Origin of the sequence: Streptomyces xinghaiensis S187, assembly GCF_000220705.2 — a bacterium.
GTDB lineage: Bacteria > Actinomycetota > Actinomycetes > Streptomycetales > Streptomycetaceae > Streptomyces > Streptomyces xinghaiensis.
Genome location: NZ_CP023202.1, coordinates 4,572,366 through 4,585,658, shown reverse-complemented (window position 1 = coordinate 4,585,658; position 13,293 = coordinate 4,572,366). Strand labels below are relative to the sequence as shown.

9 protein-coding genes and 1 pseudogene are annotated in these 13,293 nt (G+C 73.8%); 4 read left to right on the top strand and 6 right to left on the bottom strand.

Going from position 1 to position 13,293, the window contains the following annotated elements; all coding sequences use genetic code 11:
* The first annotated feature begins 135 nt into the window (after window positions 1–135).
* A complete protein-coding gene (locus tag SXIN_RS19640) occupies window positions 136–717 on the top strand; it encodes a hypothetical protein (RefSeq protein WP_019711555.1) in 582 nt (193 codons plus the stop codon).
* A 22-nt stretch (window positions 718–739) separates the two neighbouring features.
* Here the strand turns inward: SXIN_RS19640 and SXIN_RS19635 are convergent, their stop codons facing one another.
* Complete coding sequence (locus SXIN_RS19635; protein WP_019711556.1) at window positions 740–1,486, bottom strand: hypothetical protein; 747 nt, start codon at window positions 1,484–1,486, stop codon at window positions 740–742.
* A 319-nt stretch (window positions 1,487–1,805) separates the two neighbouring features.
* On the opposite strand from SXIN_RS19635, the gene SXIN_RS19630 reads away from it, so the two are divergent.
* Window positions 1,806–4,130: a WD40/YVTN/BNR-like repeat-containing protein gene (locus tag SXIN_RS19630; protein ID WP_157916310.1), complete on the top strand. Its 2,325-nt coding sequence runs from the start codon at window positions 1,806–1,808 to the stop codon at window positions 4,128–4,130.
* Between the two features lie 192 nt (window positions 4,131–4,322).
* Here the strand turns inward: SXIN_RS19630 and SXIN_RS19625 are convergent, their stop codons facing one another.
* The 4 genes from SXIN_RS19625 to SXIN_RS19610 form a co-directional block, all read right to left on the bottom strand.
* Window positions 4,323–5,339 carry a glycoside hydrolase family 10 protein gene (locus tag SXIN_RS19625; protein ID WP_019711558.1) on the bottom strand — a complete coding sequence of 339 codons (1,017 nt, stop codon included), beginning with the start codon at window positions 5,337–5,339 and terminating at the stop codon, window positions 4,323–4,325.
* Between the two features lie 132 nt (window positions 5,340–5,471).
* On the bottom strand, window positions 5,472–7,103 hold the full coding sequence (locus tag SXIN_RS19620) for a glycoside hydrolase family 43 protein (protein WP_019711559.1): 1,632 nt from the start codon (window positions 7,101–7,103) through the stop codon (window positions 5,472–5,474).
* A gap of 683 nt (window positions 7,104–7,786) precedes the next feature.
* A complete protein-coding gene (locus SXIN_RS19615; protein WP_238153809.1) occupies window positions 7,787–8,359 on the bottom strand; it encodes a hypothetical protein in 573 nt (190 codons plus the stop codon).
* Between the two features lie 381 nt (window positions 8,360–8,740).
* Window positions 8,741–9,328: a TIGR03086 family metal-binding protein gene (locus SXIN_RS19610; protein WP_019706151.1), complete on the bottom strand. Its 588-nt coding sequence runs from the start codon at window positions 9,326–9,328 to the stop codon at window positions 8,741–8,743.
* A gap of 76 nt (window positions 9,329–9,404) precedes the next feature.
* Here SXIN_RS19610 and SXIN_RS19605 point away from each other — a divergent pair, with 76 nt between their 5' ends.
* Both SXIN_RS19605 and SXIN_RS19600 read left to right on the top strand, forming a co-directional pair.
* Window positions 9,405–10,346, top strand: a complete 942-nt coding sequence (locus SXIN_RS19605; protein ID WP_095757288.1) for a helix-turn-helix domain-containing protein — start codon at window positions 9,405–9,407, stop codon at window positions 10,344–10,346.
* 163 nt (window positions 10,347–10,509) lie between these two features.
* A complete protein-coding gene (locus SXIN_RS19600) occupies window positions 10,510–11,283 on the top strand; it encodes a winged helix-turn-helix domain-containing protein (protein WP_095758108.1) in 774 nt (257 codons plus the stop codon).
* Window positions 11,284–11,869: 586 nt separating this feature from the next.
* Here the strand turns inward: SXIN_RS19600 and SXIN_RS19590 are convergent.
* Window positions 11,870–12,817 (bottom strand): annotated as a pseudogene (locus SXIN_RS19590) (pentapeptide repeat-containing protein); the annotation flags it as partial.
* Window positions 12,818–13,293 lie beyond the last annotated feature (476 nt).

Sequence of the window (13,293 nt, the reverse complement as noted above, 5' to 3'; positions counted from 1 at the left end):
GGTTTCCCTGCCGTTCTTCCGAGCACTGTCCGCGCCCGTCCTCATATCTCTGGCGCTCGTCCCCGCGGCGGCGTCGGTACGGCGGGCGCGGCGGCGCCGACCGGCGAGGGAGACTCTCCCGGAAAGCGGACTGCCGTGCACTTTCACGGATATCTGTGGTTCGGCGAGAAGGCCGAGTTCGACAAGGAGTCCCGGCGGCGGCTGCCCGTCGAGCCGTGGCCCGGTTCCGACCCCGACGCCAGCGCCCAGCGGGCCGCCCTGCACCGCACGTTGACGGAGGAGTTCCTGGGTTCCCCTCTGCCGCCCGTCGAGGTGGCGCTCTGGCTGCTCAAGCCGGCCCGGCTGGTGGCCGGGTCCTGGGACGGGGCGGAGAGCGCGGCGGCCTGGCTCGGGGCGCGGCTGGAGGAGTACGCGCCGCGCTGTGCACCCCCCGTTGACGGCGGTTCCGCCCATCTGCGCGGACTGGTCGGCCGGCTGACCGGCACGCTGCTGCGGGGCGGTGATGTGTCCCTCGGCTACTACCTTGGGCCGCCCGCCTTTCTGTCCCTGGCCGTCGTGGCCTGCTCGCCGAATCGCGCCGCCCCTGGGCTCCCGTGTCCGGAACGGGCGGACGGGCGGGCCCCGTTGCGGGGCCGCGGCCCGGGCTCCGGTCCGGCGCCGGCTGCCGCTCCGCCTTCCGGTGCGTCCCCTGCTCCGGGGACGTCTCCGGCCTCGTAGGCGGGCCCGTGCCCGTGCGGTGTCAGCCGCCCGCGTCCACGTCGTTGTCCGGGGCACCGTCGCCCTCCGGCGGGAGGTCTCCTCGTTCGGGTTGCTGCCCGCCGCCGTCCGCGCCGCTGACCGCATCGCCGGTCTCCGGGAGTTGCGGCAGGAGGGCGTCCAGTTCCACGTCGTCCGCCGGGTGCGCGTCCTCGGCCGCTCGGCGCAGGATGTCGCGGCCGGCGCTCTCCCGGTCGGCGGTGAGCCGCACCACGTGACCGCCCTCGGGGCGGGCGTACTCGTGCGCGTCGCCCGAGGTGCGGTACCAGGCGTCGCCGTCCCGCTCGCACGTCACCTTCCCGCCGTCTCCGCCGCCGCCACCGGAGGCGAGTGGAGTCCGCTCGCAGTTCTCCTCGTCGAGCGTCCCCCGGTCCACGGACAGCTGGACCGTGCCGCCGCCCGACGCGTCGACGTACATCGCCGAGAAGCCGTCGCCGCCGTAGACGCCGACGGACTGCTGCGCGCGTTCGAAGCCCGGCACCTCGGCCACGTAGATCAGCTCGATCGCCGAGCCCATCCACCGCGCCCGCTTCTCGATGTCGGTCCTGGACAGCAGGGTGGCGCCGGGTGATCCGGCAGTGGCGGGGGCGCCGGCCGCCGTGGGGGGATCTCCGTCCTCGCCCGCCGGGCGTTCCGTCCCGCAGCCGGTGAGGAGGACGGCGGCAGCGGTGAGAGCGGTGAGAGCCGGCGGTAAGAGCGGTGTCCTGGTGCGGCGTTGGCGGGAGGTCATGGCCCGCATTCTTCCGCACGCCCCGGGGGCCGGGGAGGCCGTCTCGGTCGGGTTGCCGGCCACGCGATCCTCACTTCCGGCCGGGTCGGTCCGTTGACCGTCCCGTCCGCCGGCGCCGGCAGCACGATGGTCGTACGCGGTGCCGACACACGCCTTGTTCCGGCCTGTTCGAACCAGTACGGTCCCGAGAAGCAGGAGTGGGAGCGCTCCCACGACCCCTTCGTGCGATTCACGCAGCCCCCTGCCACCGCTTGGCGCACCGGTATTCCGAAGAGGACATCCCCACGGCATCCGTGGGCCGGCTTCCGGGAGGACGACCATGACAGGCGACGGAATGACACGCAGGCAGGTGATGGCGGCGGCGCTGGGCATCCCCGCGATCGGCCTGCTGCCGGCGCCGTCGGCCGCGGCGGTGACCGCGGCGGCGTCCGATCCGTATGCCTTCCGGAACGTCCGGATAGGCGGCGGCGGGTTCGTCACCGGCATCGTCTTCAGCGAGGCCCGGAAGGATCTGGCCTACGCCCGTACCGACGTCGGTGGCATGTACCGCTGGAACGCCGCGACCGGTACGTGGAAGCCGCTGCTGGACTGGGTGGACTGGGACCACTGGGGGTACATGGGGGTGGCGGGCGTCACCGCCAGTCCGTCCGACGCGAACAAGGTGTGGGCCGCCGTCGGCATGTACACCAACGGCGTCGACCCGAACAACGGTGCCGTCCTGCGCTCGCACGATCAGGGCGACACCTGGCAGGTCACCGAGCTTCCGTTCACCCTGGGCGGCAACATGTCCGGCCGGGGCATGGGCGAGCGGCTGGCCGTGGACCCGCACAACGACGACATCCTCTTCCTGGGCGCGCCCGCGGGGAACGGCTTGTGGCGGAGCACCGACGGCGGTGCGAGCTGGAGCCGGGTGGACGGCTTCCCCACCTCCGGCGACGACCCGCAGACGCCCGGCAGCACCGAGGACCCCGGCGTGGTGTGGGTGGTGTTCGATCCGGACACCGGACGCGCGGGGAGCGCCACCCAGTCGGTCTACGCCGGCGTGGCCGACCGGGACCAGCCGGTGTACCGCAGCACCGACGGCGGTACGACCTGGGCCCCGTTGGCCGGTGCGCCGACCGGGTATCTGCCGCACAAGGGCGTCCTGGACCCCGTCAGCCACCTGCTGTACATCGCCACCAGTGACACCTACGGCCCGTTCGACGGGGGCAAGGGCGACGTGTGGAAGCACCACACGGCCACGGGCGCCTGGACCCGGATCAGCCCCGTCCCCTCGACCAGCGACGACAACACCTTCGGCTACTCCGGCCTGACCGTGGACCGGCGGCGCCCCGGCACCGTCATGGTCGGCACCCAGGTCTCCTGGTGGCCGGACGGGAACATCTTCCGCAGCACCGACTCGGGGGCCACCTGGACCCGCATCTGGGACTGGGCCGGCTATCCCGACCGCACCCTGCGGTACGACTTCGACATCAGCGCCACCCCGTGGGCCACCATGGGCATGGAGTCCGAGCCACCGGTCCTGGTCCCCAGGATCGGCCAGGCGATCTCGGCGATGGAGATCGACCCGTTCGACTCCGACCGCATGCTGTTCAACGGCGGTCCCGGGATCGCCGGTACGAGGAACCTCACCGCCTGGGACGCCGGGGGCACCGTCGATCTCGTACCGGTCGTCGAGGGCGTGGAGGAGACAGCGGTGCTGGGCCTGATCAAACCCCCGGGGGGCGCGCTGATCAGCGCCCTGGGCGACGTGGGCGGCTTCCGCCACGAGAACCTGGACGCCCCGCCGGAGACGATCTTCACCTCGCCGGTCTTCACGACGACACGGAGCATCGACTACGCCGAGCGCAAGCCCGAGGTCATCGTGCGCGCGGGCGACTTCCACGACTCCGACCGACCCGGCGACAGTCATGTGGCCTTCTCCACGGATGGCGGCGCCACCTGGTTCCAGGGCACCGAACCGAGCGGCGTGAACCTCGGCGGCTCCGTCGCGGCCGCGAGCGACGGAAGCCGGTTCGTCTGGGCGCCGGGTGACTCGGGCCGGCCCGTGGTCCACTCGGTCGGCTTCGGCACCTCCTGGTCCCCGTCCACCGGGGTACCGGCCAACGCGATCCTCGCTTCCGACCGGGTCGATCCGATGACGTTCTACGCGTTCTCCGGGGGGACGTTCCACGTCAGCACCGACGGCGGCGCCACCTTCACCGCCACCGTCACCGACGGCCTGCCGGCGACCGACTGGGGCGTGCGCTTCAAGGCGGTGCCCGGCCACCAGGGCGACATCTGGCTCGTCGGCAGCGCCACCTGGACCACCCACGGACTGTGGCGGTCGACGGACGCCGGGACCACCTTCACGCGCGTGACCACCGTGGAACAGGCCGACAACATCGGCTTCGGCAAGGCGGCACTCGGCCGGGACTACCCGACGCTGTACGCGGCCGTGAAGGCCGGCGGGGTCCGGGGCGTCTTCCGCTCCGAGGACACCGGCCGGAGCTGGACGCGCATCAATGACGACCTGCACCGGTTCGGTGGCCCGCCCGAATCGCTCACCGGGGACCCGGACCGCTACGGCCGGGTGTACCTGAGCGGCTACGGCCGCGGCATCTTCTACGGCGACCCGTCCGGTTCCGGGACGGCGGAGCGGTGAGAGGGGTCTCCCGGGCGGCGTCGGCGCCCACGTCCCGAGGCACCATGCGGCCGTGATCACCCGCTCGGCCGGCACCCGGCGGACCGCGGCTTCCCCGCCACCGGCGCGGGACCGCCCCGTCCGTGACGGACGGCGGCACCGGGCCGTCACGCCCCCGCCCCCTGGAAGGGCGTGACGGCCCGGCCGCGGGGGCTACGCGCCGCCCAGTACGGACATCACCGAGTGGTAGGCGGGTTTCTTGTTGCCCGCGTTGTCGAAGAGCAGCGGGTTCTGGCCGGTACGCCAGGAGTCGCTGTCCCGGACACCCCAGACGGTGATGCCGGTGCAGCGGGCGACGTTCATGCACGCGCGCACGGCGTTCGCGTACGCGCTCTGGGCGGCCTGCTCGATGTCGAGTTCCGTGATCTGCACGTCCACGCCGAGCGCGGCGAAGCTGGAGATGGTGGTCTGGAAGTTGGCCGGCGGGCCGCCCGCGCCGAAGTGCGCCTGGAGGCCGACGCAGTCGATGGGCACGCCCCGTGCCTTGAAGTCGCGCACCATGCGGTACACGCCCTGGGTCTTGGCGTCGGTCCAGTTCTCGATGTTGTAGTCGTTGTAGCAGAGCTTGGCGTTCGGGTCGGCCTGCCGGGCGGTGCGGAACGCCTCTTCCAGGAAGCCGTCGCCCAGCACGTCCCGGAAGACGGAGCCGCGGAGCTGGCCGCTGCCTCCGTCGGCGAACGCCTCGTTCACCACGTCCCAGGAGTGGATCTTGCCCCGGTAGTGGTTCATCACCGTGGTGATGTGGTTGTTCATCACGCTGCGCAGGGTGTTCGCGTCGCGGATGGAGCCGACCCAGCCGGGCAACTGGGAATGCCAGACCAGGGTGTGGCCGCGGACCTGCTGCCCGCGGCCCAGGGCGCGGTTCGCGATCTGGTCGCCGGGGCCGAAGTTGAACGAACCGCGGGACGGTTCAACGGTGTCCCACTTCATCTCGTTCTCCGCGGTGACGCTGGAGAATTCACGGTCCACGATCCCGGCGTACGTGGAGTCACCCAGCCGGCCCGCGGCCACGGCGGTACCGAAGTACCGCCCGGACAGGGCCGCCTGCGCGCCGAGTGTGTCGGCCTGTGCCGTCGCCGGAGCGGCGGTCGCGGCCTGGGGCAGCATGAGGGCCGCGGCCGCCAGCAGGGCCAGGGCCGGGAACCGGCGCCGGCCGAGTCGTAACGTCATCTGTCGCTCCTTCGGGAGTGTGGCGCCGCCGGGACGACGGGGCGGGCGGAACCCGCCGCCGGCTCGCCGCTGTGGGGGTGAACCGGTGCCCGGTGCGGGCACCGGCGTGGGCGTCGTTGGGGTGGCTGCCGGTCAGGGGGTGGAGAGGTCGAACCGGGGCACGCGCACCGAGCCGCCGAGCGCCTGGGTCGCGTAGTTGAAGATCGCGTAGCGGTATCCCATGAAGAACCGCCAGTCGTTGCCCATGGTGAACGCGGGTCCCAGACGGGTGAAGGTGGTGCCGTCGGTGCTGTAGGAGAAGGTGCCCGGGCGGGGCGCGCCGGGCCGGATGTCGGCCTGGGCCCGCAGCCAGACCCGGGTGCCGGAGATCGTGGTGCTCGCCGCTTCGCTGCCGGTACCGGTGGTGTTCCAGTTGGTGTCCATGGTCAGCCCGTTCACCATCACCACGCGCGCCGCGCCGCCGTCCCGCCGGACGCCGATCCACGCCGAGGAGTCGCGCAGCAGCGCGAGCCCGGCCCGGTCGCCGTCCCGCATCCCCGCGAAGTCGAGTTCGATCGTCGCGGTGGAGGTGGGGCCCTGAATGCGGTGGGTGAGGGTGTTGCGGGCCCAGTACAGGTCGTTCGTGACCGTGGCGGTGCGCAGGGTGAGGCCGCCGCCGGCGGACCACCTGCTGTTGTCCGGGTTGTGGTTCCACTCCCACTTCGGCCCGAGGCCGGCGCCGTCGAAGGTGTCGGCACCGGTCATGGGGGCGACCGGGCGGGCGGGGAGCGAGCTGTCGTAGGAGGTGCCCCAGGCGCCGCCCGCCAGCTGGATCTGCGGCCAGCCGTCCCCGGTCCAGGAGACCGGCGCCAGAACGGGGATGCGGCCGCCCGGATAGGCGTCCACGAAGGCCAGGTAGAACCAGGCGCCGTTCTGTGTCTGCACCAGCCCGCCCTGGTGGGGCACTCCGCCCCCGGACACCGGCCCGCGCAGGTCGAGGAGGACCTGGCGCAGGGTGTAGGGGCCGAAGGGCCCGCTCGTCGACTGCAGGATGTACTGGCCGTTGGCCGGGCGGGTCAGGAAGATGTAGTACCGGCCGTTGATCTTGTAGAAGCGGGCTCCCTCCAGCGTCCCGATGCTCGACGGCGTGGAGAAGACCTGCTGGTTGCGTATCTGGCTGCGCCCGTCGGCGGACAACTGCGCGACGCTGATGGTGGTGTTGCCGTAGGCCACGTACAGGCTGTCGTCGTCGTCGACGAGCAGGCCCGCGTCGTAGTAGACCTGCGGGAGTTCCGCGTGCCGGCTCCAGGGGCCCTCCACGGAGCGGGCGGTGTAGAGGTACGTCCGCGCGAAGTCGATCTGCCCGAGCCAGTAGAAGGTGCTGTTGCTGCGGCGGTAGGCCAGGGAGGAGGCCCAGACCCCGCGGACGTAGCCCCGGCCGCCGTTCAGGTCGTACTTGGCCCCGAAGTCCAGCGAGGGCAGTGAGTGCCCGGCGAACTCCCAGTTGACCAGGTCGTACGAGCGGAGGATCGGGGCGCCCGGCGAATAGTGCATGGAGGAGGCCGAGTAGTAGTAGGCGTCCCCGACGCGGATGATGTCGATGTCCGCGAAGTCCTGCCAGAGAACGGGGTTGGTGAAGGCGGCGAGGGGCCCCGCCGGCCCCTGCGCGGTGGGGGCGGCGGCCGGGGACGCGGCGTGCGCGCCGGGGGTGGCCGACACCACCGCCAGACCCGTGGCGGTGGTGAGCAGCCCTCTTCGGCTCAACGGATGCTGGAGCCAGGACATGGTTGGCGTCTCCTTACATGGCGGAGGGGGGTGCGTGGGCCCGGGAGAGCGTGGTCGGGCCCGCGCCGCGGGGGTGCGTCCGTCAGGCGCCGCGCGCCGGACGGACGGTGGAGCCGCGGAGCACGCCGGCGGGGCGGCGGCCTGCGGGGACGGCGGTTACGGGCATACCGGACTCCAAGGAGGCGGGTAGGGCCCGCCGCACACGGACACCGGGTGCGACCTCGCGACTCCGGCACGGTGGCGCGCGTGGGGGGCCTTACCGGGAACGGATGATGCTGTGCGGTCGTACTCGGCCCGGGCGGTACGCGCAGCACGGACCCCGAAGCCAGATGTTCGGCATACCGAACATTGGTCGTGACTTCGGACAGTCAGGATGATAGAAGCTTAAGAGAGTTCGTCAATACGTGGCGCATCGGACGTCGTTGACCGCCTCCGCCACGGGCGGCCGCTGAACGGTGACGGCCGGGGGTGACAGCGGCCCCCGGGTCCCCAGGGCCCGGGGACGCCGCCTCGGTCCCGGCGGGACGGGGCGGGCGGAGACAGGTCGCGGGAGACAGGTCGCGGCGGAGCCGCCGTCAGCCGGCCGGCTCCGCCGCGCCCCCCGTCGTTCAGCCGTGGCACCTCACCGTCCCCCGCCCCCCGAGGTCACCTCGCTGCCCCCGCCCTCCCCGTACGCCACGCGCTCAGCCGGGAATCAGCTGGCCGTCCTCCACGTGGAAGCGGTGCACCGGGGAGCAGCCGATGGACGGGGTGATCAGCAGGCTGACCCCGATCGGCTCCAGCTGGGCGTTGGACGTGGAGAACTCGCAGACCGACGACCTGCCCGTCAGCGGGTACCAGAACCAGCCGTTCCGCTCCCCGACGACCGCCCGGTCCTCCTCGACCCAGCGGCCGCGCACCTTGGTGTGGATGGCCAGCCGGACCGTGGCGGCCAGGCGGTCGACGCGGGAACGCACCGCCGTCAGCGTGATCAGACGGTCGTCGCCCAGCGTGGCCGACGCGATCCGCTCCGACCCGTAGTGCCGGTAGGGGCCGATGTCGGCGGCCCCGGTGGCCCCGCCCGTCTCCGCCGCTCCCCTGGCCTCGGTCGCCGTGGCGCCGCTCGCCCCGGGCAGCAGCGCCGCGCCGCACAGGGCCGTCACGGCGAGCAGGGTGGCCAGGCGCCTGCGGTCGCCGCGGCGGCTGCGGGCCGGCCCCTCGGCGGCCGTGCGCGGCTCGGGCCGTCCCGGCCGGTCCGGGTGGTGTCGATACCTCATGTGTCTCCTTCTTGTCCGGAGGAGCGGGCGCGGCGGCCGGACGGAACTGCCGTACCGCCGGAGAAAACGCCTCTTTCACCCCTCTGGGCAGAGAGACACATAGCCGACGAATGCGGTTGCACCGGGACACCCGAACGGAGCATTACGGATTATTCCGGCGGCGGTGAGCGGCAGCGGGCGGGCGACCGTCCCCTCCGGCTCTTCCCTGCTTCCCCGGGCTCTTCCCGGCTTCCCCCGGTTTTCTCGGGCTCTTCCCGGCTCCCCGCAGCCGGGCCCGGGCCACCCCCGAGCCGTTCGCCCGGCCCCGGCTCGCCGCGACCGCGTACGGCCCGGCCGCACCCAGCGGGGCCACGACGCACTGCCGGACGTATACGCCGCCGCTCAGCCCCGGCCGGGCGGAGTCCAGCGGGGGTCCCGGCCGATCAGGGCGAGCAGCCGCTCGAACTCCGAGGCGCCGTCCGGCACCGGTACGGGCTCGCCGAACGCCCCGTACCGCCGCCCCATCGGCGCCATCTCGGCCACCGGCGCGGCGAGTTCGCGGACGCAGTCCGGGTCCGGGGTGAACTCCTGGCCGGTGGCCCGGGCCAGGTCCCAGGGGTGTGCGGTGAGGTCGAGCAGGATCATGTGGCCCACGGTGCGCGCCGGCAGGTCCATGGCCCCGGTGCGGCCCTCCTCCGCGCCCGGCACCGCCCAGGCCGCGGCCAGGCGCGCCGCCTCCTCGGCGAAGGCGTCGCGCCAGCCGTCGCCGGTCCGGGCGAGGTGGTCGGGGGTGGTGGCGAAGTCGGCCTCCTTCCGCGCGGCCAGCGCCTGGAAGCCGATGACCACATGGAGGAGGTGGTTGAGCAGGTCGCGCACGGTGTAGTCCGGGCACGGCGTGGGCGCGCCGAGCTGGTCGTCGCGGATGCCCCGGACGACCGGGACGGCCTGCCGGGCCGCCGCTTCGAGCAGTTCGCTGATCTTCGTCGTCATGCGTCCGACGCTACGGGCGCCCGGCCGGGGCCGGCTTGAAGAAACGCGACATAGGATCGGCGCATGGCAGGTCGTCATGGCAGGTCCGCGGCGTGACACCCGGGGCATCGTGGACGCCCCGGAACTTTTCGCACACGTACGGTTCCGGCGCCGCGAGCCGTACGCGGAGCCGCTGCGCCGGTATGTGGAGCACTACTGGCTGATCGACTGGGACCTGGCCGAGCCGTACGCCACCCATGTGGTGCCGCATCCGAGCGTCAATCTCGTCTTCCAGCGGTACGGGGCGGAGCCCCGATCCGGATCCGGGTTCGGGTTCGGTGAACTCGCCGGCATCGGGCTGGAGTTGTTCACCCGGAAGCTGGCGGGGACGGGGCGGGTGTGCGGGGTGCAGTTCCGGCCGGGCGGCTTCCGGCCGTTCGCGCCCGGCCGGCCGGTCTCGCACTGGACCGGGCGGCGGCTGCCGCACACGGAGGTCTTTCCCGACGCCTCCGGGGGCGTGCCCGGCGACCGGGGCGGTCCCGGGGATCCCGGGACCACCGGCACGTCGCGCGCCGCCGGCAGTGCCCGCGCCGCCGAGGGCTCCGGGCTGCTCGCCGTCCCCGGCTCGACGGACGCCCCGGCCGCCGTCCTCGGACCGGCGGACGAGGACGAACGCGTCACCGCCCTCGACGCCTTCCTCCTCGCCGCCGGCCCGGAGCCGGACCCGCAGGCGGATCTGGCGATGGGCCTCGTCCACCGCATCCGTACGGACCGCACCATCCGGCGGGTTTCCGGCTTCGCCGCGGAGGAGGGGGTTTCGGTGCGTTCGCTGCAGCGGCTGTTCGCCGCATACGTGGGCGTCAGCCCGAAGTGGGTGCTGCTGCGCTACCGCGTTCACGAGGCCCTGGAGCGGGCGACCAGGGACACGGCCGTGGACTGGGCCCGGCTCGCGGCCGAACTCGGCTACAGCGATCAGGCCCATCTCGTACGGGAGTTCACGGCGACGGTGGGCGTGCCGCCGACCGCTTACGCGCGCTGAGCGGTGGCAGCGCCGTCCCGGCGTCCCGCCCCGTCCCGTCCCTTCCGGTCCCGGCTCTCCGTTCCGGTTCGGCATCGACGTCGGCGACCTGCTGCCTCGATACAAAGAAACTCTTGCAAAGAACTGCTTGCAAGGGAGTCTTTGCAAGCCTAGCCTGATGCGCATGAGCCAGAACGAAGCCGTGGACGCGGAACACCCCGCCGGCACCGGGGACACCGGCCACCGGGAGGACGCCGAAGCTCCCGGGGCCCCCGGGACCGGCCGCCCGGACCCGGGCAGCGGCATCCCGGAGCACGTACGGTCGCTCGATCCGCGCTCCCTGCGCGGGCTCGCGCACCCACTGCGCATCCGCCTGCTCGGCGCGCTGCGCGAGTACGGCCCCGCCACCGCCTCCCAACTCGGCGCCCGGCTGGGCGAGTCCAGCGGTGCCACCAGTTACCACCTGCGGCAGCTCGCCGAACACGGCTTCGTCGTGGACGTACCCGAGCTCGGCACGGCGCGGGAGCGGTGGTGGCGGGCGGGGCAGCGGGGCATCCAGTCACGGACCAAGGACTTCGCCGGCCACCCGGACCCGGCCGTGCGGGGCGCGTTCGCCCTCCTCCTCCACGAGGTGGCGACCATCCACGCCCAGGAGCTGAGCACCTGGCTCGGCACCCTGCACGAGTGGTCCGACGAGTGGCGCGACGCCGGGGAGGTGAGCGACTACAGCGTGCGGCTCACGCCCGAGCTGGCCAAGGAGATGAACCAGGAGCTCCAAGAGGTCATCCAGGGCTACCGCGAGCGGGCCGTCGAGGCGGGGGTGGAGGGCTCGGCTCCGGTCCGGGTCCATGTGCACGCCTTCCCGCGCGCGGAGGAGAAACCGGACGGGCCCGGAGGCCGTCCGGGGTCCGGAGAAGGGGCCCCGGGGCCGGAGCCCGGCGGCCCAAAAAACCCTTAGCCAACGGGGCGTCCCGGACGGCACGCTGATGCCCCGGGCCAAGCACTCTCCGCGTTCCCTCCGCCCGGCCGGCGTCCCCCGGCTCATGCCCCGCTGTTGTCCGTGGTCCGCGGCCGACCCGTCCGACCTGCCCGCCCTGCCCGCCACCCGCGCCCGCACCGGTATCCCGTCCGCGCCCACCGTCGTCACCCTTTCCGCCCTACGGAGGCCCGCTCATGCACTGCGATGTCCATCTACGGCTCCACGAGTTGCGAGCCGCCGAGTTGCGCCGCGAAGCCGGCACCGTCTTACTGCTCCGCGAGTCCCCACCCCGCCCCGGTTCCGGTACGGGGGACCGGAACCGGGGCCGGATTCCACTGCGGCTGCGGCTGCGCCACCGCGTCGGATGGACGCTGGTGGAGGTGGGGCTCCGCCTCGTACAGCAGCCGGGGAAACGGCTGCGGACCCTCCAGGCGCTGCGCGGATGAGCCGGTGGCGGGAGCGCCGGGTACGGCAGACCCGGTGACTGCGGCGCCGTGGCGCACCGCCGGTGACGGGCCAACGGACGGACGGGCCCGGTCGCGGGGCTCCGCGCTGACCGCCGTAACCAGTGGGCCGGCCTCCGCAGGGCCGGGGGAATGCGGGTGGCGGCGTCTCCGCGGGCCGCGTCGAGTTGCGGCTGGGTGAGGAAGACGGCGCCGGTCAGGTCGGCGCCGCGCAGGTCCGCGTCCCGGAAGTCCGCGCCGATGACATCCGCCGAGCGCAGATCGGCACCGCGCAGGTCGGCCGCGATGAGCAGGGCGCCGCGCAGGCTCGCGCCGCGCAGGTCCGCGTTGCGGAGCCGGGCGCCGGCGAGATCCGCTCCGCGGTGGTTGCGCGGACGGCCGCCGCGGCCCGGGGCCCGGGACCGCACCAGATCGCCGGCGCGCAGCAGCAGGGTGTTGGCCTCCTGCCGGACGGCCGCCACGTCGGTGGCGAGCAGCGTCTCGGCGTCCCGGCGGGTGAGACCGTCGAGTTCGCGCAGGGCGCGGCGGAGGTCGCCGTGGAGGGTGCGGGTGGCCGGCAGGGCGAGCGCCTCGGCGAGATACCGGAGCAGTTCGTGGAGCTGCCGCATCACGGGGAAGACCTCGAACATCGGGCGTGCGACGTCCGGGTGCCCGCGCCAGTCGCGGCCGCCGAAGGTGATCTGGGACACCTTCTGTCCGGCGCCGTGGCAGTCGAAGACGGTGCAGCCGGACCAGCCGCGCTCGCGCAGGGTGGTGTGGATGCCGCAGCGGAAGTCGTCCCGGCGGAGGTTGGCGCAGGGCCGGCCGGCCGGTTTGCCGACGGCGAAGTCGGCGGAGGCGGCGAAGGGGAGGGCCACGCAGCAGAGGGCGAAGCAGTTGGCGCAGTCCGCGCGGAGGGCGGGGTCGTCCGGTCCGGGGAGAGCGGCTCCCCGTGCTGCCGTGCCCGGTTGGCCGGCGGGGCTGCCGGCGTTGCCGGTGGTCCCGGCCGTCCGGGTCCCGGCCGTCCGGGTCCCGGCGGCCTTGGCGGTCCCGGAGGACTCGGCGACCACGGCGGCCCCGGCGTTCTCAGCGTTATCGGCGGATCCGGCGATCCCCGGCAGGTTTCCCGGGTTCTCCGGGCTCGGGCCCCCCGGGTTCACGGCTCCGGGCTTGCTACGAGGCTTGCTGCGGGGCTTGCGGGGCACGGTGGTTGTTCTCCTGCGGGAGGGTGGACGCTGCCGGGGCGGCCCGGGCTCCCCAGTGTCCCCCGGGACGCCTGTGAGCCGTGGACGTTTTTCCGCGGCCTCCCGGCCGGGCCCGGGGACGGCGGCCCCCGGACCGGGGGCCGCCTGCGCCCCACCGGGCGCGGGACGAGCGCGGCTCCCAGTGCGCCGCACCGCCCGGGCCCAGGCTCACCGCCCGCGGCCTGCGGTCCGGCCGCCCGGGGCATGCGCCCGCCACCCGGGCAGCCGGGCCGCGGCCGCCCGGCCCGCCGCCCCGCCCCCGTCCGGTCCGCGCCCGGTGCCCGGCAGCCGGCCGCTTCCGG

Bases quoted from the DNA above. Each gene is read 5' to 3' on its own strand.
- SXIN_RS19635 (WP_019711556.1), bottom strand. From the start codon at position 1,486: ATGACCTCCCGCCAACGCCGCACCAGGACACCGCTCTTACCGCCGGCT.
- SXIN_RS19630 (WP_157916310.1), top strand. From the start codon at position 1,806: ATGACAGGCGACGGAATGACACGCAGGCAGGTGATGGCGGCGGCGCTG.
- SXIN_RS19625 (WP_019711558.1), bottom strand. From the start codon at position 5,339: ATGACGTTACGACTCGGCCGGCGCCGGTTCCCGGCCCTGGCCCTGCTG.
- SXIN_RS19620 (WP_019711559.1), bottom strand. From the start codon at position 7,103: ATGTCCTGGCTCCAGCATCCGTTGAGCCGAAGAGGGCTGCTCACCACC.
- SXIN_RS19615 (WP_238153809.1), bottom strand. From the start codon at position 8,359: ATGAGGTATCGACACCACCCGGACCGGCCGGGACGGCCCGAGCCGCGC.
- SXIN_RS19610 (WP_019706151.1), bottom strand. From the start codon at position 9,328: ATGACGACGAAGATCAGCGAACTGCTCGAAGCGGCGGCCCGGCAGGCC.
- SXIN_RS19605 (WP_095757288.1), top strand. From the start codon at position 9,405: ATGGCAGGTCCGCGGCGTGACACCCGGGGCATCGTGGACGCCCCGGAA.
- SXIN_RS19600 (WP_095758108.1), top strand. From the start codon at position 10,510: ATGAGCCAGAACGAAGCCGTGGACGCGGAACACCCCGCCGGCACCGGG.